This window comes from Halorussus marinus (assembly GCF_004765795.1).
Taxonomy (GTDB): Archaea; Halobacteriota; Halobacteria; order Halobacteriales; family Haladaptataceae; genus Halorussus; species Halorussus marinus.
In genome coordinates this window covers 93,518-114,220 of record NZ_SBIV01000006.1, presented here as the reverse complement: position 1 = coordinate 114,220, position 20,703 = coordinate 93,518, and the positions used below count along the sequence as shown (strand labels likewise).

The window sequence follows — 20,703 nt, the reverse complement described above, 5'->3', positions numbered from 1 at the left end:
AGGTTCGGTCGAATCGCACTTAGTGTTCAGTCAGTCGGGCGTCTGACGGCGGTCCCGGCGCCGAGGTGTCGATCGATCGGCCCGACCGCGTCAGGCCGGGGTGTCGTGGGGGCCCGAGAAGTCGCGCTCGCGGCGGTACTCGTCGACGAACTCGGTCACGTCGAAATCGAGCATGTCGGCCTCGAACTGGGTCATCGCCTCGTCGCTGTCGGCGTGGCTCAGCGCGTGCTCCATCAGTTCGACCACGAGTTCGACCACGATCTCGTGGAGGCGCCGCGAGTCGAAGTCGGACACCCACACCAGCGCGTAGCCGACGTCCTGATCCTCCTCGACGTTCTCGGTGGCGACCTCGCCCGGGAACTCCTCTAAGACGATCCCCATGAGGTGGGTGGTACCGAACTCTCCCATGTCGTCGTCGGTCTCGATTGTCTCTCTGAGGATGTCGACGAGGAACTCGGGGAAGAAACGTGACGGCGGGTGGATGTCGGTGACGACCGCGTGGGACGCCCCGCACGCACAATCGTACTCTCGCATGCCCATGTCGAGGTCGTGAACGTGGACCGACTCGCCGCAGGGGAGATCGAGTTCGGCCCCGCGGCCGCCCGGAACGCGCGGTTCTGCCATGGGACGCACTTAGAGATTCGGGCGTTTAAACGCCGCGACTGCGGTCGGGCGGCCCGCGAAACCGGCGGGGAACGCCCGCGAAATCGGGGGCGCCGGCTCAGGGCCAGTCGTCGCGCTGGTCGTCGTCGGCCGCGTCGGGCTCGTCGTCGGCGTCGTCGGCGAGTCGCCACTCGGCGGCCTCGGCGGCCTCGGTCACGTCGAGGTACTCCCAGTCGTACTCCTCGGCGAGCGCGCGGTCCTCGTCGTCGACGCCGACGAAGACGTGGCGGTCGGTGTCGAACTGCTCGCCGACGCTGTCGAGGCTCTCGCCCCGGCCTTTCGGCCCCGAGAAGAAGTCCTGTCGGATGCGGTTCTTCCGAGTGAAGTTGGTCACCACGTAGGTGGGTTGCTCGGAGATGACCCCGACGTACTCGCTCCACCGCCGGGCGTCCTCGAACACCGTCCCGGGCTCGGCCAGCTCCTTCAGCGCGGAGAGCTCGAAGGCCAGGGTCATCTCGCCGCTTCCGTTCATACTCCCCGTTGGGCGCGTGGCGGGCAAAACGCCTTCGGTCCGGGTCAGGCCGACTCGATCAGGAGGTACTCGGAGAACACGACGACCGGCTCGTCGGCGAACGCCGACGCGAGGTCGGGCGTGACCGCGACGCAGCCGCGGTCGTCTCGTTCGGCGAGCAACTGCTGTGCGCGCTCGGGCAGTTCGTCGAAGTGCCACACCGGGCGGTCCGGCGGCACGTCGTCGATGGGACGGACGCGGAGCGTTCGAGCGTCCGAACCGGATGTCGTGTTCGTTGCCATCGTGCTACAAGGTAACAAACACCATGGAAACACTTAAATCTTCTCCTAACAGCAATCGACCGGACAAAAAACGGGACAGCGACGGAGCGACTCGGCGCCGAGAACGGGCGCGTTCAGAACCGATAGCCGTCGTCGTCTTCGCCGAGCGACCGCTCGGTCGTCTCCATCATCTCGTCGGCGAACTCCATCTCGTCGCGCGTGTCGGTGCCCATGGTCGTCTGATACTCCTTGATCCCGAGCGAGAGCATCTCTTCGAGGGCCTCCTGTCGATCCACGAACTCCTCCTGGGAGACGAGCTGGTCGATCTGCATGTCCATGTCGTCCGTGAGGTCGATTTCGAGTTGGGGCATACCGCCCACCTTCTGTCCCCAGCCACAACAACGTTGGGTTGGGTCTCGATTCCGCCGCCGCCCGCGGCGACCAGAGAGTAGTGGCCCGACTCGTGGATCGGGCGGTGGCTCACGCGAGCCCGACGCCGACGAACTCGAAGCGGGCGCCGCCCGCCTCGCTCTCGGTGATCGACCACTCCCAGCCGTAGGCCGCCGCGAGTTCGGCGACGAAGGTGAGCCCGAGACCGATTCCGGCCTCGTCGGTGGTGAAACCCGGCTCCGCGACGGCGGCGCGCTGAGACTCGGGGATGCCCGAGCCGGTGTCCTCGACGTAGAAGCCCCCGACGGGCGCGTCCGATCTCGGGTCGGGGTCCGACAGGTCGCCGATCCGCACCGTCACCGGAGCGTCGTCGGAGTCGGCGGAGTCGGGTTCCGAGTCGCCGTCGTCCGAAGGACCGTCGCTGGTCGAGCCGTGCTCGATCGCGTTCCGAAACAGGTTCTCCAGCAGATGGCGGAGGTGGCTGGGGTTCGCCCGGACCACCGCCTCGGCGTCGTTCTCCAGCGTGGCCGCGCCGGTCTCGATGTCGGCCCACGCGTCGGCGGCGACGCCGGCGAGCGCGACCGCCTCGACGCCCTCGATCAGCTCGCGGTCGCGGGCGATCGCCAGCAACACGTCGATGATCTCGTCGATGCGTCCGAGCGCGTCCGCGATCTCCTCGCGGGTCGCCTCGTCGCCGCCGTCGAGGAGTTCGACCGACACCCGTGCGATCTCGAGGGGGTTGCGGAGCTCGTGAGCCAGCATGCTGGCGAACCGTTCGAGCCGGTCGTTCTGGCGTTCGAGTTCGCGCTCGGCCGCCTTGCGATCGGAGATGTCCCGGAAGGTGCCGACGAAGTAGTGCTCGCCGGCGTGTTCGAAGTCGTTGAGCGAGACCGCGAGCGGCACCTCGTGGCCATCGGCGTGGCGCCCCGGGAGTTCGACGTAGGTCCAGTCGATGTGCTTGCGGCCGGTTTCGAGGTACCGCTGGAGCGCCTCGGCGTGGACCTCCCGGAGCCGCTCGGGGATGATCGTCATCTTCGAGGCGCCGACGAGCTCGTCGGGCTCGTAGCCGAGGATGCGCTCGACCGCGGGGTTGGCGTACCGGACCGTGCTGTCGTCGTCGAGCATGATGATGCCGTCGGCCGACGCCTCCGCGAGCGCGTCGAACGCCTGCCGGTGCTCGCCGACGTCATCGATTCCCGGGGCGTCGGCGTCGTCGACCTCGCGAACGACCCCGACGGTCCCGCGGAACTCCCCCTTGAGCCGGATCGGACTCGCCCGCACCTCACACGCCACGGTGTCGCCGCCTGCGGTGAACACCGGGCAGGTGAGCCGGATCTCGTCGCGGGACTCGCCGACCAACAGCTCTCGAATGGCGGTCTCGGCTCCGACGACGTCCTGCACGTCGAGAACCCGCGAGACGTGACTGCCCACCAGCGACGACCGCGAGTGGCCAGTCAGGTCTGCGAGCGAGTCGTTGACCGCCACGAACCGGCCCTCGCGGTCGAGTTGGTAGACGCCGTCGGCGACCGCGTCGAGGAGCGCCGCGCCCGACAGTCGCGGGTCGTCGGCGTCGGATTCGTCGCGCTCCTCGGCCGGAGAGAACTCCCCCATCGGCGCGACGTTCGGCGCGGACGCTGATAAGGACGCCGGCCAACAGGGCCGGGGCGATCGGATTCGAAAAAACGGGTCGGGTTACTGCTCTTGGCGGATCGCGAGGTTCTCGGGGTCGAACTCCTTTTCGAGGAGGACCTCCTTCTGGTCGGCCACCTCGGCCTCCTGGCGGATGAGGTCCTTGTACTTGCCCTGCGGGGCGATGTCGCCGATGAGGACGCCGCCGACCAGCTTGCCGTCCTTGAACGCGAGGCGGCGCCACTCGGTGTCGCTGTACTTGCGCTCGCACTCGTCGTCGCCCAGCGTCGGGAAGCCAAACGAGAGGAACGGGAAGTCGAAGTGGGTGATCGAGTACGAGGAGACCCACCGGAACGACTCGACTTCCTCGTCGGCGGCCATGTTCTTGGCCGCGATCTGGCCCTGCTCTTTCGCCGAGCCCCACGAGCCGTTCTGGGCGTGCTCGTCGAGGATGGTGTCGTAGTAGCGGGTGATGTCCCCGGCGGCGTAGATGTCGTCGACGTTCGTCTGCATGTACTCGTCGACGACGATGCCGTTGTCCTCCTCGATGCCGGCGCCCTGGAGATACTCGGTGTTGAAGTTCAGCCCGATGGCGACGCCGACGAACTCGCTGTCGAACGTCTCGCCGTTCGCGTCGACGGTCGAGACGACCGCGCCGTCGTCGTCGGTCTCGAAGCGCTCGACGCCGCTCTCCAGCACGAGGTCGACGCCTTTCTCTTCGAGGGCGTCGTGGATGATCTCGGCGCCGTCGAGGCTCAGCCCGTAGCGCCACCAGCGGTTGCCCCGCATGATGTACTTGGCGTCGACGTCCTGGGCGGCACACACCGCCGCGAGGTCGATCCCGAGCAGTCCCGCCCCGACGACGACGCCGGTGTCGGCCACCGCGGCGTCCTGCTGAATCTTCCGGGCGTCCTGGAACGTCCAGAAGTGGTGGATACCCTCGGCGTCGCTGTTCTCGACCGGGAGCTGAGTCGGGGTGCCGCCGGTCGCCACGAGCAGTTTGTCGTACTCGTAGGTGCCGCTGTCGTGGGTGTGGACCTCGCGGGCGTCGGGGTCGACCTCGGTGACGAACGTGTTCAGTTCGAGGTCGATGTCCCGCTCTTCGTACCAGTCGGGCTCGTGGATCGAGATGGGAGCCTCCGGAAGCTTCCCCTTGGCGAACTCCTTGATGAGGATGCGGTTGTAGAGGGCCTCACCTTCGTCGGTGATGACTGTCACATCGGCGTCGGGGGCCTCCTCTCGGAGGGTCTCGGCAGCGGAACTCCCCGCGATGCCGTCGCCGATTATCACGTACGAATCGCTCATAGCCGAACGTTCAGTGTCGGGGTTAAAGTGGATTGCTATCTGTCTATCGTGACAGACAGTCACGAACAAACGATCTTTTAGGAGTTCGGCCCTAACTCTCGGGTGATGAAGATAAACCAGAACGTCCGCCACTTCGCATCGAAGAAGGCACTCGAACTCCCGATGGTCTCGGACCTCGTGAAGGGGAAGCTCGTCGACATGCACACCGACATCTTCCTCGGGAAGGCCGACGCCGAGCGCCGCGAGGAGCGCCGCGAGCACCTCGACGCCTTCTTCGACGCGACGATGGACACCTACCTCGCCGCGCTCCAGGACGGCGCGCCCGAGGCCGAGGCCCGCGAGATCACCCACATCCAGGCCAACTTCGACTTCTACAACCACGGCTGGACCGAGATGATGGAGTTCCCGGTCGACGAACTGGGCGACCACTACGAGCGCTACGAGACGTTCTTCGAACGACACGGCATCGCCATCGACGACCCGCTCGGGGAGTTCGCGCCCCCGAGCGACATCCCCGAGGCCCCCTCGACTCCCGAGAAGCTCGCCGAGCCCGAACACCCCTACGCCGAGGGCGGCTTCGCCGACGACGTGTACGTCGAAGGTCCCGACGGCGAGGTCCGCGTCGGCGGCGGCGAGGAGCCCGAGGACGTGGACGTGAGTCAGGCGCCGGGCGTCAGTGACGAGAACGCCGAGGCGTAACCCGGATGGTAGACGTCGCGTTCTCGGTCGGTCGCGTTCTGTTCGCCCTGTTTCTGGTCGTCCTCAACGGCTTTTTCGTCGCGGCGGAGTTCGCGTTCGTCAGGGTCCGGTCGACGTCGGTCGACAGCCTCGTCGAGGAGGGCCGGTCGGGCGCGAAACTGCTTCAGGAAGAGCTCAAACACCTCGACGACTATCTGGCGGTCACGCAACTCGGGATCACGATCGCGTCGCTCGGGCTCGGGTGGGTCGGCGAGCCCGCGGTCGCGGCGCTGATCGAGCCGGTTCTTGGCTCGATCCTCCCGCCGGACCTGATCCACCTCGCGGCGTTCGCGATCGGGTTCGGGACCATCACGTTCCTCCACGTCGTCTTCGGGGAGCTGGCGCCCAAGACCATCGCGATCGCGCGCGCCGAACAGCTCTCGCTGTTCGTCGCGCCCCCGATGCGCTTTTTCTACTACGTGTTCCTGCCGGGGCTCGTCGTGTTCAACGGCACGGCGAACGCGTTCACCCGACTGCTCGGCATCCCGCCGGCCTCCGAGACCGAAGAGACCCTCGAAGAAGAGGAGATCCTGATGGTGCTGTCGCGGTCGGGGAGTCAGGGCAACATCGACAAGGCGGAGGTCGAGATGATCGAACAGGTGTTCGAGCTCGACGACACCTCGGTGCGGGAGGTCATGGTGGCCCAGCCGGACGTGGTGAGCGTCCGAGCCGACCTCTCGCTGGCCGACCTCCGCAAGGTCATCATCGACGAGGGCCACACCCGCTACCCCGTGCTGGAGGCCGACGACGATCAGGTCGTCGGCTTCGTCGACGTGAAAGACGTGTTGCGGGCCGGCGAGTCGAGCGACGGCCCGTCGGACGCGACCGCCGGCGACCTCGCTCGCGAGCTCCCGGTGGTGCCAGAGACCGGCCGGATCGACGACCTGCTGGCCGAGTTCCAGAGCGAGCGCAACCAGATGGCGGCGATCATCGACGAGTGGGGATCGTTCGAGGGAATCGTCACGGTCGAAGACCTCGTCGAGCAGATCGTCGGAGATCTCCGGGACGACTTCGACGTCGACGCCCGCGAGCCGTCGATCGAGGCCCGCGAAGACGGGAGCTACGCCGTCGACGGCACCGTCACCATCTCGGAAGTCAACGACGAACTCGACGCCGACGTCGAGATCGACGACTTCGGGACGGTCGGCGGGCTCGTGCTCGACCGGCTCGGGCGCGCCCCGGAGGTCGGCGACCGGATCGAGGCCGGCGGCTACGCGTTCGAGGTCGTGCGGGTCGAGGGCGCCCGTGTCTCGAAGGTGCTCGTGCGGGAAGCCGAGTCCGAAGAGCCCCCCGGAGAAGAGCCGACCGAGTGACCGATCGTCGCGCGTTCCGGACGGATCGGATCTACTCGGTCCGGACGACTTCCTTCCGGTCGACGATCCGGTCGGCGCACTCGTAGCCCGCGAGGATGCCGCCGTTCAGGCTCCGTTCGGGGTACTGGGCTCGGCTCGCCATCCCGGCGTAGTAGACGCCGTCGGCGACCTCCTCGGCGAGGTCGTAGGGGACGACCGTGTCGAGATACCCGCGCTCGTAGATCGGCGCGGCCCGCGGGTTCCGGGCGAGCCGGAACTGCGAGACGCTGTCGCGGTCCCAGTCGGGGAACATCTCCTCGATGTGGTCGAGCCACAGCGCCTCGATCTCGTCGTCGTCCATCTGCCAGAGGTCCTCCTCGTAGTCCTGAATGTAGCTCGCGACGTACAGCAGTCGATCGCCGCCGTAGCGCTCGGGCGGGACGTAGTTGGTGTGCTCGATGAGCGCGCCGAACGGGGCGTCGTGGCCGATGTTGAGCCAGTACGTGTCGGTGAGCGACTCCTCCATCGTCACGAGCGCACAGACCGCCCCCTGAAAGTCGATGTCGCACTCGTAGCCGGTGAGGTCTTCGAGGACGTTGGGCATCGCCGCGACCACCACGTCGTCGACCGCGTGCGTCCGAGTCGTCGTCCCGCCGTCGGCCTCCGCGTGGGCCGCCGCGTCCGGACCGTCGGCGCCGGCGCCGTCCTCGACCGCCACGGTGAGCTCGCCGACCGCGCCGTCCTCGATGCCGAGCCCCTCGACGCGGGCGTTGGTGGTGATGTTCTCTCGGCCGACCGCCGCGACGAGCGCGTCGAGTAAGCGGCCGAACCCGCCTTCGAGGTACCCGAGCGGCTCGCCCCGGAGGAGGTCGCGCTCGCCCCGGAACTTGATGCGCCCGAGGAGCCACGCCGCGCTCACGTCCTCCTTGCGGTCGCCGAACTTCGCGTCGAGCAGCGGCTCGAAGAAGTTCTCGTACACCCCACGGGAGGTGTGCTCAAGCAGGAACTCCTTGATCGGAACGTCCTCGAACGCTTCGAGGTCGTCGTAGGTGTCGAACTTCGGGACCCCGCCCCGGACGTCGATCTCCTGGGTGAGCATCGTGAGCCGGAACTTGTCGTAGACGCTCATGTACGGGTACGCCGCGATCTCCCACGGCTTGTCGAGGGGGTAGACGGTCCCCTCCATGTAGTAGGCGTTCTTGCCGATCGGCCACACCAGATCGTCGGCCAGTCCGAGCTCCTCGATGAGGTCGACGATGGTCTCTTCGGTCGCCGAGAGGTGGTGGTAGAACTTCTCGATCTGGTCGCCCCGGGTCTGGTACGTCGCCGCGAGGCCGCCGATCTGGTCGCTGGCTTCGAACACCTGCACGTCGTGACCGTGCTTCTGGAGGCGGTAGGCGGCCGCGAGGCCCGCGATTCCCCCACCGACGACACCTTTCATGCCACCGGGTTCGCCGCGGGCGGCCAAAGGTCTTGTTGAAGCTCGCCGGCCGCCGGCGCGGATCGCCGGGGCCACCGGCTCCCGGCAGGTTTTTGCGGGGGCCCCCGTAACGGTCGGACATGCTAACGGTGCGGGCACCGGCGACGAGCGCGAACCTCGGGAGCGGCTTCGACGTGTTCGGGGTCGCGCTCGTCCGACCGGGCGACGTGGTGCGGGTCGAGCGAGCCCGCGAGACGACGATCGAGATCACGGGCGCTGGCGCGGAGTTCATCCCGACCGACCCGGCCGACAACACCGCGGGCGTGGTCGCCCGAGAGCTCGACGCGCCGGCCCGCATCCAGATCGACAAGGGGATCAGACCCTCCTCGGGGCTGGGCTCGTCGGCGGCGAGCGCGGCCGCGACCGCTGTCGCGCTAGACGAACTCTACGACCGCGGACTCTCCGACGAGGAGTTGGTCCGGGTCGCCGCCGAGGGAGAGGCCGCCGTCTCGGGCGAGGCCCACGCCGACAACGTCGCGCCCGCGATCCTCGGCGGGTTCACGATCGTCACCGACGACGGGATCACGACGCTCGAGGCCGACCTCTCGCTGGTGGTCTGTCTCCCCGAGACCGTCGTCTCGACCCGGGATGCCCGCGGGGTCGTCCCCGACTCGGTGACGATGGATCAGTCGGTCGAGACGGTGGGCAACGCCGCGACGCTGGTCGCCGGGATGGCCCGCGACGACCCCGACCTCGTCGGGCGGGGGATGGCCGACCCGGTCGTCACGCCCGCCCGCGCCGAACTCATCGACGGCTACGAGGCGGTCGAGTCGGCGGCCCGCGAGGCGGGCGCGACCGGGATCGCGGTCTCGGGCTCGGGGCCGTCGGTGCTGGCGGTGTGTCGGCCCGGCGACCGCCGCGAGGTGGCGGCCGCGATGGTCGAGGGGTTCTCGGAGGCGGGCGTCGACGCCCGCGCCTACCCGACCGAGGTCGGATCGGGCGCGGAGATCTATCGATAAAAAGTCGGCGGGTCGCCGTTCAGTTGCCGCGGCCCTGCAACTTCTCTTCCTCGGGGAGGTCGGCGTTGGCCTCGCCCTTCATGCCCGAGCCGATGTCCTTGCTGATCTCCGCGAGGCGCTCGGGGTCGTCGTAGTTGTTGGTCGCCGCCACGATGGCGTCGGCCATCGCCTCGGGGTCCTCCGCACCGAAGATGCCCGAGCCGACGAAGATGCCGTCACAGCCGTGGTGCATCATCAGCGCGGCGTCGGCGGGGGTGGCGATGCCGCCGGCCGCGAAGTTGACGACCGGGAGCCGCCCCGCGTCGGCGGTCTCGTGGACCAGATGGGCGGGCGCCTCGATCTCGCGGGCGAACGCCTCGCGTTCCTCGTGGTTCATGCCCACGATCTTCCGGATCGCGCCCTTGATGGTGCGCTGGTGGTGGACCGCCTGATTCACGTCGCCGGTGCCGGCCTCGCCTTTGGTCCGGATCATCGCCGCGCCCTCCTCGATGCGCCGGAGCGCCTCGCCGAGGTTCCGGGCGCCACAGACGAACGGCGAGGTGAACTCCCGCTTGTCGATGTGGTAGGCGTCGTCGGCGGGCGTGAGGACCTCCGACTCGTCGATCATGTCGACCCCGATCGCTTCGAGGATCTGGGCCTCCTTGGTGTGGCCGATCCGGGACTTGCCCATCACCGGGATCGAGACCTCGTCGATGATCTCCTCGACGTCGGCGGGGTCGGCCATCCGCGCGACGCCGCCGCGCTTGCGGATGTCGGCGGGGACGGCTTCGAGCGCCATCACCGCGACCGCGCCCGCGTCCTCGGCGATCCGGGCCTGCTCGCGGTTCACCACGTCCATGATGACGCCGCCTTTCTGCATCTGGGCGAACCCGCGCTTGACGAGTTCGCTACCGCGCTTGAGTTCCTCGATATCGGTTGGGTCGGCCATGGTGGTTGGTTACGACGGGAACGGTTAATGCGTACCGGTTGGCCACGAGGTTGCCGCGTCGGGCGGTCCGGTCGCGCCCGGAGCCGAGCCGAACGCAGATGCCAAACGCTTAGTTTTTTGTGCGAGACAGTTCCGACGATGACGGACGCCGATACCGGCCCTGCGGAGTCGAGTCGAACTACACCCGACTCGGGCGCGCCGCCCGACCCCGAGGAGTCGGTGCGGGAGGCGGTCGAGCGCTCGCGGAGCGGCGCGCCGGCGGTCGGGTCGGTCGTCCGCGACCGGTTCTCCTCGGACGAGATCTTCCAGCGGATCATCGCGGCCGCCGACGAGGAGATCACCTCGGGGAGCCGCGAGTTGTTCTTCAGCGCGCTGGCGGCCGGGTTCGCGATCACCATCACCTTCATGCTGTACGTCTCGCTGAAGGCCTCCACCGGCGGTGATCCGGTGGTGAGCGCGCTGTTGTACCCGCTCGGGTTCATCTACATCATCATCGGGGGCTACCAGCTCTACACCGAGAACACGCTCCCGCCGGTGGCGCTGGCGCTCGAACGGCTGGCGAGCATCCCGGCGCTGTTGCGAAACTGGACGGTCGTGCTGGCCGGCAACTTCGTCGGCGGGGCGCTCGGGGCGACCGCGCTCGCGTTCGGCGGGGTCATCTCGCCGGAGGCGGCCGCGGTCGCCGCGGACCTCGGCCAGACCGGCGTCGACACCGCGTGGTGGAGCCTGTTCTCGAAGGCCGCGTTCGCGGGGCTCATCGTCGCCGGGGTCGTCTGGGTGGAGTACGCCGCCCGCGACACCATCTCGCGGCTCGCGGTGGTGTACATCGCCTTTCTCGCGATCCCGCTCGGAGGGCTGTACCACTCTGTGGTCTCGTTCACCGAGATGGTGTATCTGGTGCTTCACGGCGACCTCGCGTTCTGGGTCGGCATCGTCGAGTTCGTGTTGCCGGTGTTGCTCGGCAACACGATCGGCGGGGTGGTGCTGGTCACCATCGTCAACTACTTCCAGACCACCGACCACCGCCTCGAATCCGCCCGGTTCGACGGGATCGACCGCCAGCTCTCGCTCCGGGAGTGGCTGTTGGGCGGGGTCGCGGGCCGATCGTACGTCCCGCTGATCGACACCGCCGAGCACGGCGGCGAGGGCCGGGAGGGCTATCGCATCGTCGTCCCGATCTCGAACCCGCGGACCGAGACCGCGCTCGTGGAACTGGCGTGCGCGCTCGCGACCCGGAAGCCCGACGCCAGCGTCCACGTCGTCCACATCGTCCAGACGCCCGACCGGACGCCGAAAGGGTACAACGTCGACCAGCGCGACCGCATCATCGAAGAGTCCGACGCGCTGATGGCCGACATCCGGGAGATCGCCGACCACTACGACGTCGACTCGCGGACCTCGACGGTCGTCTCCCACCGGTCGTTCGAGGAGATCTTCGACATCGCCGAGCGCAACCGCGCCGACCTCGTGGTGATGGGCTGGGGTGACGACCGGCTGTGGTCGGCGGGGCGGGCCGAGCGCGCGCTCGACGAGCTCACGAGCCGGCTCCCGGCCGACTTCCTCGTGTTCAAAGACCGCGGGCTCGACGCCTCCCGGATCCTCCTGCCGGTGGCCGACAACGCCCACGCGGACCTGAACGCCGAGGTCGCCCGGGCGCTGGGCGAGACGGCCGGCTCGGAAGTGACGCTGTTGCGTGTCGTCGACGACCCCGACGAGCGCGAGGCGGGCGAGCGGTTCCTCGCCGACTGGGCCGACGCCCACGACCTCGGAGACGCCGAGCTGGTGGTCGACGACTCGGGCGACGTCGAGGGCGCGATCGCCCGCGAGGCCGCCGATCGGTCGCTGCTGCTGGTCGGGGCGACCGAGCAGGGCCTGCTCGCGCGACTCATGACCGACTCGCTCCACTTCGACATCGTCAACGAGGTGAACAACTCGGTGGTGCTCGCCGAACGGGCGACCGACAGGAGCCTCCGGCGCCGGCTGTTCGGGCGGCCGTAAGGCGGCTCGCCGAGACCGCCAGAGCTTTGCGCCGGTCGTGCGACCGTCCCGATATGTCGCTGCCGAGTCGGGAGGACCTCCCGCGGTACGTCGCGCCCCTGCCCGGGCGGCTGGAGGAGTTCGCGCTCCGGTACGCGTGGGTCATCGTCGCGATCAACCTCGTCGGCACCGCGTTCGGGTTCTGGTACTATCAGGGGCAGTTCTCGTTCGAGCCGGTCGTGATGTGGCCGTTCGTCCCGGACAGCCCCGTCGCGACCCTGTTCATCGCGGGGAGTCTGGCGCTCTGGAAGCTCGGGCGCTCCCGGGAGTGGCTCGACGCCCTCGCGTTCTTCGGCTGTATCAAGCTCGGGCTCTGGACGCCGTACGTCCTGCTCGCGTTCAACGCGGAGTTCTCGTATCTCCACTGGGCGATGTACAACTTCCTGTTCTGGAGCCACCTCGGGATGGTCGCCGAGGCGTTCGTGCTCCACCGATACGCCGACTTCTCGGTCCGGGCGGTCGCGGTCGCGGTCGCGTGGTACGGGTTCAACGACCTCGTCGATTACTTCGTCCCGATCGTCGGCGAGCCCCACCACACGACCGTTCCGGCCGAGTGGGTCGGCTCGACGTACGACCACGCGCTCGCCGCTCACGACGTGGCGGCCGCCGGGGCGGTCGCGCTCACGCTCGGGGCGACGTTTCTGGCGCTGTCGACCCGGGTGAAGAAGCTCGAAGCCGACCGCCGCGAGGCCTGAGCCGCCCGTCGGCGACGAAATCCTTTTGAGCCGAGCCCGTAATCTCGGAACCGATGCCCTCCACGACGCTCTCTCGTCGCGAGCTACTCGCCTCGGCGGCGACCGCGGGCGCGGCCGCGACGGCCGGCTGTACCGGCTCGGACGGCGTCCCCGACGACCAGCGCTGGCCCCAGTTCGGGTTCGACGCGACCAACGCCGCCGCCAACCCCGACGCCGTCGGCCCGTCCGAGGAGCCGACGGTGGCGTGGGTCCACGCCGCCGGTAGCTACTACCGCAACTCGACCCAGCCCCTCGTGGGCGACGCGGTCTACGCCAACGCGTGGTTCGACGGGGTGTTCGGGCTCGCCCCCGCCGACGGCGCGGTCCGGTGGCACGACGCGGGCGACTACGCCCAGCTCACGCCCGCGCTGGCCGACGGGACGCTCGCGGTTCCCCACCGCGACGGCCTCCGGGGAGTCGCCGCCGACGGCGGGCTCCGGGCGTTCGGCCGGGCGGTCGGCTTCGGGCGATGGCGGACCGACCTCACCAACCCCGAGTCGTCGCCGTCGGTCGCCGACGAGGCGTTCGTCCTCTGCGTCGGAACGGCAGGTCACGGCCCGGACGGCGGCCGGGTCGCGGCCGTCGAGCGCGCCGACGGCTCGGTCCGGTGGGAGTACTCCGTCGAGACCTCCGTCTGGGGCGCGCCAGCGCTCGCCGACGGCGTCGCCTACGCCGCGGCCCGCGACGACGACGAGGCCGACCCCGACACGCGGGGCACCGTCCACGCGATCGACCTCGCCGACGGCGCGGCGGTGTGGTCCAAACGGCTCGGCGAGTCGCCGCGGTTCAACCCCGTCGGGGCGCCCGTCGTCGGCGACGGCCTCGTCTACGTGCCCACCGGAACCGGCCCGCTGGTCGCGCTCGACGCCGACACCGGCGACGAGGCGTGGCGACTCGCCCCGCCAGACGGCGTACAGGCCTCGCCCGCGCTGGCCGACGGCGTCCTCTACGTCGCCGGCCTCGACGGGACGCTCCGGGCCGTCGACGCCGCGACGGGCGACCCCGAGTGGACCGGGGCGGGCGAGAAGTACTACGGCGGCCCGACCGTCGGCGATCGTGGCGTCTACGCGGTCGGCGCCGACGGCGAGGTGGTTTCGTGGACCCGGAACGGCGCCGAGCGGTGGCGGGTCCGGATCGACCCGCCGGTCAGCGGGTCGCCGGTGCCCGCCGACGGGATGCTGTACGTGGGGACCGGGGACGGACTGCTGTACGGGCTGGAGTGATAGCGCCGAACGAGTCGAGAAGACGACGCGGTCGCCAGCAGGCGAGGTCAGCTATCGGACGACGTCACTCCCCGTTCGCGTGGGCCCGAACCCACAGCTCGCCGATTCGCGAGAGTTTGGTCCGGTAGGACTTCCCGTGTTCTTCCTGCTCGATGTACCCCTTGCCGCCCGGCCCGAGCCGGTCGACGTTGTAGATGACCTTCGACCGGAAGCTGTCGGTGTACTCCTCGTCGAGTTCGCTGGCGAGCGCCTCCGCCAGCTCCGAGACCGACGCGAACTCCCCGTCCTCGCCGAGCTTGAACAGGATGACCTCCTCGAACGGCTTGACGTTCGAGAACGAGGCGACCGGAAGCTCGACGATGTGGCCGTCGCCGAACTCCTTTGCGCCGATGGTGGTCCCGCGCTCGTCGAACTCCGCGAGGAGGTCCCGGGCGCTGTCGAGGCGCTCGGCGACCCGGTCGTCGTCGACCCCGTCGTCGAGGTCCGCCAGCAGGTCGGCCTGCCGGCGAAGCTCCTCGGCGAGTTCGGTTTCGAGGTACTTCTCCGGGGCGGTGTAGTAGGTGTGGATCTTCGCGCGCTCGTCCTCGCGCTCGACCATCACCGAGTGGGCCGCGGTGGCGTACGCGAAGCTGACCGTGCGGGGCATCGAGGAGATGTTGACCCAGATCTCGCGTCCGGCGTCGAGCTCGGCGTTGATGAGGTCGTAGGCCTGCTCGAACGCGGCGTCGTAGTCGTAGACGTCCGCGACCACGACCCGCTCGGTAGTCGCGCCTAAGAGGTTCCGGAAGTCCTGTTCGAGCTTCTGTGAGATATGCCGGGAGTATTCGACGTTCGCCTCGCTCCCCACCGCACCTTCGAGCAGGATGACCCTGTCGACGTCGAGCTGGTCGCGGACGAGCGGGGCGATGAGCCGGTCGTAGTCGAACCCGACCGGGACGACGTGTGTCTGCATGCGCGTGGGTTGTTCCGAGCGCGAGAAAAGGTTTGGCTAGTCGGCGCCGAGCCCCTCGTAGGTGGCGGGGCGCTCGTCGGCCGCGGGCGCGGTGAACGCCGAGACGCCGACCGTGAGCGCGAGCCCGATCAGCATCCCGACGACCGAGGCGCTCCAGCCCCAGAAGGCGTCGGGAACGAACCCGGTGAAGACGCTGGCGAGGTAGAACGCCTGACTCCCGCCGACGCCCGCGAACATGCCCGCCCGCGTAGTCTCGCGCCAGTAGAGGGCGGCGATGACCGGGAGCGCGAGCTGGGCGAACCCGCCGAAGGCGGTGTCGCCGATCTCGATGAGCGAGCCCGGCCGGAACAGGCTGGCGACGAACGCCAGAATCGCGAAGACGGCGACACCGATCCGCGCGAGGACGTCCTCGCGCCGGTCGCTCGCGTCGGGGTTGACGAACGGCCGGTAGAGGTCCCGAGTGAAGTACGACGACCCCGAGAGCAACATCGAGTCCGAGGAGCTCATCATCGCGGCCATCGCGCCCGCGACGACCAGCGCGGCGAACCACGCCGGCGTGTACTCGTTCAGCAGGACCGGCAGGACGTTCCCGCCGTCGGGCACCGCCAGCCCGAGCCCCTGGGCCCACGCCCCGAGCAGGAACGCCGGGACGAACAGCAACACGACCAGAATCGGCCACAGCGCGAAGGTGCGCTTGAGCACCGTCTTGGACTTCGCGACGAAGAACCGCTGGTTCACCTGCGGGAACATCGCCACCCCGAACGCGATCGAGATCGCCTGCGAGAGCATCCACGGGACGGTGTAGAGCCCGCCGCCGAGCGCGAGGAACTCGGGGTTCGAGGCCGCGAGCCGGTCGGTGGCCGCGCCCGCCCCGCCGACGGCCGAGAGCACCCACGCGAGGGCGGCCCACACCATAACGAGCATGAACGCCCCCTGGAGGGTGTCGGTCCACGCGATGCCCCGCATCCCCGCGAGCACGACGTAGGCGATCATGAACGCCGTGATGAGCCCCGCGCCGGCCCAGTAGGGGATGGTCCCGCCGGTGAGCGCTTCGAGCGCGGTGCCGGCACCGACCTGCTGGAGCATCACGTACGGGAACAGCCAAAAGAGGCTGACCGCGGCGACGAGTCCGCGGAGCCACTGGGAGCCAAAGCGGTCCCCGAGCATCTCGCCGAGGGTGACGTAGCCGTGCTCGCGGCCGACCAGCCACTGCTTGTAGCCGACCACGTACCACAGCACCGCGAAGATGATCCCGTCCATCAGCCCCATCACGAGGATCCACTCGGGGCCGGCGCCGTACGCCAGGTTCGGCCCGCCGAAGAAGGTAAACGCCGACAGCAGGGTGGCGAAGGTGGTAAACAGGAGCACGACCGTCCCGAGCGTCCGGCCCGCGAGGTAGTAGTCCTCGGCCGAGCGGTCGGTCAGCCGGTAGGCGAACAGGCCGATGGCGAGCGCGAGCACCAGATAGCCGCCGATGATGCCGAGTTGGAGCGGGAGGTCGCTCACGGTCGCACCTCCGCCTCGATGCCGAGGCCCCACGCGCGGCGGGCGAACGCCCAGAACGTCGCGGCCGCGAGCGCCATCCACCCGATGTGCCACCAGAGCCACGCCGGCAGTCCCGCGATCACGGTCGCGTCACGCCACATGAACCACGGGATCGCCAGTGCGACGACGACGAAGCCGGCGATCGCCCACCCGACCGCTTCCAGTTTCGAGACCATATCAGCCGATTGCCACCACGCCGGCATAAGTATTGCTGAAAGTACCCAAGGTAGTTCTTTGAATCAAAATTTTATTCAATTGCGCGGTTCCGGTACGATCGTCGTTCGTCGTCCTCGGGGGAGTCCGCGATCGGGCCACCGGGCCCGCTCGGGAATCGACCGCTCGACCGGCGCTCAGAGCACCCTGTTCGTCATCCCGTCGAGGTCGCCGGCGACGTACCGCTCGTAGTTGTCCGCGAACAGGTCCGCACACCGCTCCCAGTAGTGGGGCGTCGACCCCGCCATGTGGGGCGTGAGGACCGCGTTCGAGAGGTCCCAGAGCGGCGAGTCGGCCGGCAGGGGCTCCTCGTCGAACACGTCGAGGGCCGCCCCGCGGATCCGGTCCTGCTGGAGCGCCGCGGTGAGCGCGTCCTGATCGACGATCTCCCCGCGGGCGACGTTGACGACCACGCCGGTCGAGGGCATCGTCCGGAACGCCTCCTCGCCGAGCAGTCCCCGGGTCTGGTCGGTGAGCGGACAGGCGACGACGACGTAGTCGGACCGCGAGAGCACCTCGAAGAGCCCGTCGGGGCCGAACGCCTCGTCGACCGCCTCGGGGGCTGTCTCGGGGGTCCGCTTGGTGCCGAGCACTTCCATCCCGAACGCGGACGCCAGTTCGGCCACGCGGGCGCCGATGGCGCCGACGCCGACGATACCGACCGTCTCGTCGCGGAGTTCGCGCCCGCCGTACGACTCCCAGACGCCGCGGTGTTGCTGGGCGATCCCCTTGTGGATGTTGCGCTCGAACACCAGCATGTACCCGAGCACCTGCTCGCCGATGGGTTCGGCGTGGACCCCCGAGGCGTTGGTGAGCGCGACGTCCCGGGATTCGAGCGCGTCGGCGTCGAAGTGGTCGACGCCGGCGCTCAGCGACTGCACCCATCGGAGGCGCTCGGCGCGGTCGAGCCGGTCGTCGGGGAGCCGGACCGTCGCCACGATCTCGGCGTCGGGGAGTCGGTCGTCGGTCTCGGGCGGCGTCGCGGTCACCGCGAGATCGGCGCCGGGCAGTCGGTCGGCGAGCGCGCTCCGGAGGCTCGCTCTGGCGTCGTCCGAGAGGTAGTGGGGGATCAGAACGGTCGGATCGTTGGGCATGTCTACGGCGTCGGCCGACACCGAGTAATAGCTGTTGCTGGCCCGCTCGCCGACCGGGGGTCGGGCGCAACAACCGATTTAGGTCCGTCCGGCGTACCGGCGGTATGCGATCCGCGATTCAGCTGTACACGCTCCGCGAACTGGACGAGCCCGTCCCCGCACTGCTTTCCCGGGTCGGCGAGACCGCCTTCGACGGCGTCGAGTTCGCCGGGCTCGGCGGCGCGGACCCCCGCGAGGTCCGGCGCGCGCTCGACGACGCCGGCCTCGACGCGGCCGCCGCCCACGTCGGGATCGAGGCGCTCGAAAACGACTTCGAGGCGACCGTCGAGACCTACCGGCGACTCGAGTGCGATCGGCTCGTCGTCCCGTATCTCGACGAGCCACACTTCACGAGCCGCGACCGCGCGACCGAGACCGCCCGACTCCTCGCGGAGATCGACGCCCGCCTCGGCGAGCGCGGGCTCGGACTCGCGTACCACAACCACGACCACGAGTTCGTCGCGGTCGGCGACGCCACGGCGTACGATCTGTTGGTCGGCGAGACCGACCTCGATCTCGAACTCGACGCGGGGTGGGCGACCGCGGCGGGACGAGAGCCGGCCGAACTGCTGGGTCGGCTCCGGGACCGCGCGCCGCTCGTCCACCTCAAGGACGTGGCGGGCGACCGGCCGGTCGAACTCGGCGACGGCGACCTCGACGCCGAGCGGTGTGTCCGAGCGGCCCGCGAGGCCGGGACCGAGTGGCTCGTGTACGAGCACGACGACCCCGACGACCCCGAGGCGTCGCTGGCCCGCGGCGCGGCCGGCGTGGCCGACCTCCTCGCGTAGAGGTCGCGGGCGACGCGTTCACGCCTCTTTTTTCGTGTGAACCGGCCGACAGGGTCTCGGCGAGACACCCGGAGATTCGGACTGGAGCCGAGCGAATTGATGGTTTATCGAACCGCTCAAGTATTACGCTACGATAGTCAGAGAAAAATCCGATAATGACAAGCTACCTGTGAATCCGGAGGGTTTATTTGCGTCAACTGTCCACCCAGTACTGGGTTACGCCAAAACACAACATATGTCATACACAAAAAGCGTTTTCGACGGAGCCAAAACGGAGGCCGGACCGACGCGGGACGGAACGCCGAACGCAGTTCGCGTCGAACGGAGCGCCGTCGCGGAGGGACTCGATGGCGACTGAGACGTTCGGTGCGCTCTCGCTGGTACCGCCGCTGCTGGCGATCGTACTGGCGATGGTCACGCGCCGCGCCATCCTCTCGCTGTTCCTCGGAATCTGGTCGGGCGGGGTCATCTACACGGGTGGCCACGGCGTCGTCCAGACGCTGACGTGGACCGCCCAGTCGATCGGCGAGAGCCTCTTCCACGCGAAGATCCTGATGATCGTGATGTTCCTCGGGGCCGGAGTCGCCCTGATATGGCGGCTGGGCGGGGCGCTCGCCATCGCGAACGCCGCCACCTCCCGGTTGGACTCCCAGCGGAAAGTCGGGCTGGCGACGTGGATCTTCGGGATGCTGTGGTTCTTCGGAGACTACTCGAACACCGCCATCGTCGGCACGACGATGCGTGACATGGCCGACGAGATGCGGATGTCCCGGGAGAAGCTCTCGTACATCGTCGACTCCACCGCCGCGCCGGTGGCGACGTTCGGCATCTCCAGTTGGGTCGTCTACCAACTGAGCATGATCGAACAGGGCTACGAGGCCGCGGGGATCACCGGTCAGGCCCCCGAGTCGTTCGGCCTCTTCCTCCAGAGCATCCCGTTCAACATGTACTGCATCTTCGCGCTGGCGATGGTCGGGATCATCATCCTCACCCAGCGTGACTTCGGCGAGATGCTCGACGCCGAGCACCGCTCGTGGAAGGAGGGGAAGGTGCTTCGGGACGACGCGGTGCCGATGCAAAGCGCCGAGGACAGTCTGGGCGACATGTTCACCGACTCGCCCCAGCTCCGGTACTTCCTCCTGCCGGTCGGAACGCTCATCGCCGTGGTCTTCGCGGGCGCGGCCTACACCGGCTTCGCGGGATCCGAGAGCGGCGCGGCGTTCATCGACGTCGTCAGCAACGCCCAGTTCGTCGACGCGCTCCTCTGGGGGGCGTTCTCGATGGCCGCGATGGGGATCATCTCCGGGACCGTCGGGGGCCTGATGGACCTCGAAGAGGCCATGGAGACGGTTATCGACGGCTTCAGCATGATGCTGACCGCGGCGTCGATCCTCGTCATGGCGTGGACCATCGGCGGCGTCACCAGTTCGCTCGGGACGGGCGTCTACGTGACTAACGTCGCCGAGTCGCTGATCAGTCCGATGCTGTTGCCCGTCATCATCCTGTTCGCGTCGGCGCTGATCGCGTTCTCCACGGGGACCTCGTGGGGGACGATGGCGATCGTCACGCCGATCGCGGTCCCGCTGGCGTGGAACATCGGCAACTCGACGCCGGAGCTACTACCGGTCGCGATCGGGACCGTGTTCAGCGGTGCGATCTTCGGCGACCACTGTTCGCCCATCTCGGACACGACGATCCTGTCGTCGACGTTCACGGGGGCGGACCACATCGACCACGTCCGGACCCAGATGTACTACGCGGTGACCGTCGTCCTCGTCGCGGCGGCGATGCTGACCATCTGGGGCGCGACTCGGGTCACGCCGCTCGTGTTGCTCCCGGTCGGCGTCGGCCTGCTCTACGGGCTGGTCTACGGCCTCTCGGAGTGGGACGCCAACCGCAAGAACCTCACGGCGCGAGCCCAGCGGTCGAGCCGGGACGCCGCGCCGTCCGACGACTGATCGA

At 68.8% G+C, this 20,703-nt stretch carries 20 protein-coding genes; 8 read left to right on the top strand and 12 right to left on the bottom strand.

Annotated features, from left to right (window positions below):
* Positions 1-90: 90 nt before the first annotated feature.
* From EPY72_RS12910 to EPY72_RS12885, 6 genes are all read right to left on the bottom strand, one after another.
* On the bottom strand, positions 91-624 hold the full coding sequence (locus EPY72_RS12910) for a DUF5815 family protein (protein WP_135806687.1): 534 nt from the start codon (positions 622-624) through the stop codon (positions 91-93).
* 97 nt (positions 625-721) lie between these two features.
* Entirely contained in the window at positions 722-1,135 is a 414-nt protein-coding gene (locus EPY72_RS12905; RefSeq protein ID WP_134671321.1) for a DUF7124 domain-containing protein, read from the bottom strand.
* Between the two features lie 44 nt (positions 1,136-1,179).
* The gene (locus EPY72_RS12900) at positions 1,180-1,416 is read right to left on the bottom strand and encodes a DUF7979 domain-containing protein (RefSeq protein WP_135806686.1); all 237 of its coding nucleotides are present in this window, start codon (positions 1,414-1,416) and stop codon (positions 1,180-1,182) included.
* A gap of 113 nt (positions 1,417-1,529) precedes the next feature.
* On the bottom strand, positions 1,530-1,766 hold the full coding sequence (locus EPY72_RS12895; protein WP_134671319.1) for a DUF7120 family protein: 237 nt from the start codon (positions 1,764-1,766) through the stop codon (positions 1,530-1,532).
* A gap of 109 nt (positions 1,767-1,875) precedes the next feature.
* A complete protein-coding gene (locus tag EPY72_RS12890; protein ID WP_135806685.1) occupies positions 1,876-3,396 on the bottom strand; it encodes a PAS domain S-box protein in 1,521 nt (506 codons plus the stop codon).
* 81 nt (positions 3,397-3,477) lie between these two features.
* Positions 3,478-4,719, bottom strand: a complete 1,242-nt coding sequence (locus EPY72_RS12885) for an NAD(P)/FAD-dependent oxidoreductase (protein ID WP_134671317.1) — start codon at positions 4,717-4,719, stop codon at positions 3,478-3,480.
* 105 nt (positions 4,720-4,824) lie between these two features.
* Here EPY72_RS12885 and EPY72_RS12880 point away from each other — a divergent pair, with 105 nt between their 5' ends.
* Positions 4,825-5,418: a DUF6149 family protein gene (locus EPY72_RS12880; RefSeq protein WP_135806684.1), complete on the top strand. Its 594-nt coding sequence runs from the start codon at positions 4,825-4,827 to the stop codon at positions 5,416-5,418.
* Between the two features lie 5 nt (positions 5,419-5,423).
* Entirely contained in the window at positions 5,424-6,770 is a 1,347-nt protein-coding gene (locus EPY72_RS12875) for a hemolysin family protein (protein ID WP_135806683.1), read from the top strand.
* 31 nt (positions 6,771-6,801) lie between these two features.
* Here the strand turns inward: EPY72_RS12875 and EPY72_RS12870 are convergent, their stop codons facing one another.
* Positions 6,802-8,190 (bottom strand): NAD(P)/FAD-dependent oxidoreductase, encoded by a 1,389-nt coding sequence (locus tag EPY72_RS12870; RefSeq protein WP_135806682.1) that lies wholly within the window; start codon positions 8,188-8,190, stop codon positions 6,802-6,804.
* A 119-nt stretch (positions 8,191-8,309) separates the two neighbouring features.
* Here EPY72_RS12870 and EPY72_RS12865 point away from each other — a divergent pair, with 119 nt between their 5' ends.
* On the top strand, positions 8,310-9,188 hold the full coding sequence (locus tag EPY72_RS12865) for a homoserine kinase (protein WP_134671313.1): 879 nt from the start codon (positions 8,310-8,312) through the stop codon (positions 9,186-9,188).
* 19 nt (positions 9,189-9,207) lie between these two features.
* On the opposite strand, the gene pdxS is transcribed toward EPY72_RS12865, so the two are convergent.
* Positions 9,208-10,116, bottom strand: a complete 909-nt coding sequence (gene pdxS / locus EPY72_RS12860; protein WP_134671312.1) for a pyridoxal 5'-phosphate synthase lyase subunit PdxS — start codon at positions 10,114-10,116, stop codon at positions 9,208-9,210.
* Positions 10,117-10,254: 138 nt separating this feature from the next.
* Between pdxS and EPY72_RS12855 the strand changes: the two genes are divergently transcribed.
* From EPY72_RS12855 to EPY72_RS12845, 3 genes are read left to right on the top strand one after another with little or no spacing between them, the layout of a single operon-like run.
* Entirely contained in the window at positions 10,255-12,114 is a 1,860-nt protein-coding gene (locus tag EPY72_RS12855) for a formate/nitrite transporter family protein (protein WP_135806681.1), read from the top strand.
* A gap of 53 nt (positions 12,115-12,167) precedes the next feature.
* Complete coding sequence (locus EPY72_RS12850) at positions 12,168-12,848, top strand: DUF1405 domain-containing protein (protein ID WP_134671310.1); 681 nt, start codon at positions 12,168-12,170, stop codon at positions 12,846-12,848.
* Positions 12,849-12,901: 53 nt separating this feature from the next.
* Positions 12,902-14,110 (top strand): outer membrane protein assembly factor BamB family protein, encoded by a 1,209-nt coding sequence (locus EPY72_RS12845; protein WP_135806680.1) that lies wholly within the window; start codon positions 12,902-12,904, stop codon positions 14,108-14,110.
* Positions 14,111-14,174: 64 nt separating this feature from the next.
* Here EPY72_RS12845 and EPY72_RS12840 read toward each other — a convergent pair whose 3' ends face one another.
* The 4 genes from EPY72_RS12840 to EPY72_RS12825 all read right to left on the bottom strand — a co-directional run bounded on the left by EPY72_RS12840 (position 14,175) and on the right by EPY72_RS12825 (position 17,914).
* Complete coding sequence (locus EPY72_RS12840) at positions 14,175-15,062, bottom strand: HFX_2341 family transcriptional regulator (RefSeq protein WP_134671308.1); 888 nt, start codon at positions 15,060-15,062, stop codon at positions 14,175-14,177.
* Between the two features lie 36 nt (positions 15,063-15,098).
* A complete protein-coding gene (locus EPY72_RS12835) occupies positions 15,099-16,568 on the bottom strand; it encodes a sodium:solute symporter family protein (RefSeq protein ID WP_134671307.1) in 1,470 nt (489 codons plus the stop codon).
* Complete coding sequence (locus EPY72_RS12830) at positions 16,565-16,783, bottom strand: DUF3311 domain-containing protein (protein ID WP_135806679.1); 219 nt, start codon at positions 16,781-16,783, stop codon at positions 16,565-16,567. Before EPY72_RS12830 ends, EPY72_RS12835 begins: the two co-directional genes overlap by 4 nt.
* Before the next feature lie 174 nt (positions 16,784-16,957).
* On the bottom strand, positions 16,958-17,914 hold the full coding sequence (locus EPY72_RS12825; RefSeq protein ID WP_135806678.1) for a D-2-hydroxyacid dehydrogenase: 957 nt from the start codon (positions 17,912-17,914) through the stop codon (positions 16,958-16,960).
* Between the two features lie 104 nt (positions 17,915-18,018).
* Between EPY72_RS12825 and EPY72_RS12820 the strand changes: the two genes are divergently transcribed.
* The gene (locus EPY72_RS12820; protein WP_135806677.1) at positions 18,019-18,741 is read left to right on the top strand and encodes a sugar phosphate isomerase/epimerase family protein; all 723 of its coding nucleotides are present in this window, start codon (positions 18,019-18,021) and stop codon (positions 18,739-18,741) included.
* Positions 18,742-19,088: 347 nt separating this feature from the next.
* A complete protein-coding gene (locus EPY72_RS12815; protein ID WP_134671303.1) occupies positions 19,089-20,699 on the top strand; it encodes a Na+/H+ antiporter NhaC family protein in 1,611 nt (536 codons plus the stop codon).
* Positions 20,700-20,703: the final 4 nt, after the last annotated feature.

What these genes read in the sequence shown, in the direction of transcription:
- EPY72_RS12895 (WP_134671319.1), bottom strand. Translation starts at nt 1,766, where the DNA reads ATGCCCCAACTCGAAATCGACCTCACGGACGACATGGACATGCAGATC.
- EPY72_RS12850 (WP_134671310.1), top strand. Translation starts at nt 12,168, where the DNA reads ATGTCGCTGCCGAGTCGGGAGGACCTCCCGCGGTACGTCGCGCCCCTG.
- EPY72_RS12910 (WP_135806687.1), bottom strand. Translation starts at nt 624, where the DNA reads ATGGCAGAACCGCGCGTTCCGGGCGGCCGCGGGGCCGAACTCGATCTC.
- EPY72_RS12825 (WP_135806678.1), bottom strand. Translation starts at nt 17,914, where the DNA reads ATGCCCAACGATCCGACCGTTCTGATCCCCCACTACCTCTCGGACGAC.
- EPY72_RS12820 (WP_135806677.1), top strand. Translation starts at nt 18,019, where the DNA reads ATGCGATCCGCGATTCAGCTGTACACGCTCCGCGAACTGGACGAGCCC.
- EPY72_RS12875 (WP_135806683.1), top strand. Translation starts at nt 5,424, where the DNA reads ATGGTAGACGTCGCGTTCTCGGTCGGTCGCGTTCTGTTCGCCCTGTTT.
- EPY72_RS12880 (WP_135806684.1), top strand. Translation starts at nt 4,825, where the DNA reads ATGAAGATAAACCAGAACGTCCGCCACTTCGCATCGAAGAAGGCACTC.
- EPY72_RS12890 (WP_135806685.1), bottom strand. Translation starts at nt 3,396, where the DNA reads ATGGGGGAGTTCTCTCCGGCCGAGGAGCGCGACGAATCCGACGCCGAC.
- EPY72_RS12855 (WP_135806681.1), top strand. Translation starts at nt 10,255, where the DNA reads ATGACGGACGCCGATACCGGCCCTGCGGAGTCGAGTCGAACTACACCC.
- EPY72_RS12900 (WP_135806686.1), bottom strand. Translation starts at nt 1,416, where the DNA reads ATGGCAACGAACACGACATCCGGTTCGGACGCTCGAACGCTCCGCGTC.
- EPY72_RS12885 (WP_134671317.1), bottom strand. Translation starts at nt 4,719, where the DNA reads ATGAGCGATTCGTACGTGATAATCGGCGACGGCATCGCGGGGAGTTCC.
- EPY72_RS12845 (WP_135806680.1), top strand. Translation starts at nt 12,902, where the DNA reads ATGCCCTCCACGACGCTCTCTCGTCGCGAGCTACTCGCCTCGGCGGCG.
- EPY72_RS12815 (WP_134671303.1), top strand. Translation starts at nt 19,089, where the DNA reads ATGGCGACTGAGACGTTCGGTGCGCTCTCGCTGGTACCGCCGCTGCTG.
- pdxS (WP_134671312.1), bottom strand. Translation starts at nt 10,116, where the DNA reads ATGGCCGACCCAACCGATATCGAGGAACTCAAGCGCGGTAGCGAACTC.
- EPY72_RS12870 (WP_135806682.1), bottom strand. Translation starts at nt 8,190, where the DNA reads ATGAAAGGTGTCGTCGGTGGGGGAATCGCGGGCCTCGCGGCCGCCTAC.
- EPY72_RS12865 (WP_134671313.1), top strand. Translation starts at nt 8,310, where the DNA reads ATGCTAACGGTGCGGGCACCGGCGACGAGCGCGAACCTCGGGAGCGGC.
- EPY72_RS12905 (WP_134671321.1), bottom strand. Translation starts at nt 1,135, where the DNA reads ATGAACGGAAGCGGCGAGATGACCCTGGCCTTCGAGCTCTCCGCGCTG.
- EPY72_RS12830 (WP_135806679.1), bottom strand. Translation starts at nt 16,783, where the DNA reads ATGGTCTCGAAACTGGAAGCGGTCGGGTGGGCGATCGCCGGCTTCGTC.
- EPY72_RS12840 (WP_134671308.1), bottom strand. Translation starts at nt 15,062, where the DNA reads ATGCAGACACACGTCGTCCCGGTCGGGTTCGACTACGACCGGCTCATC.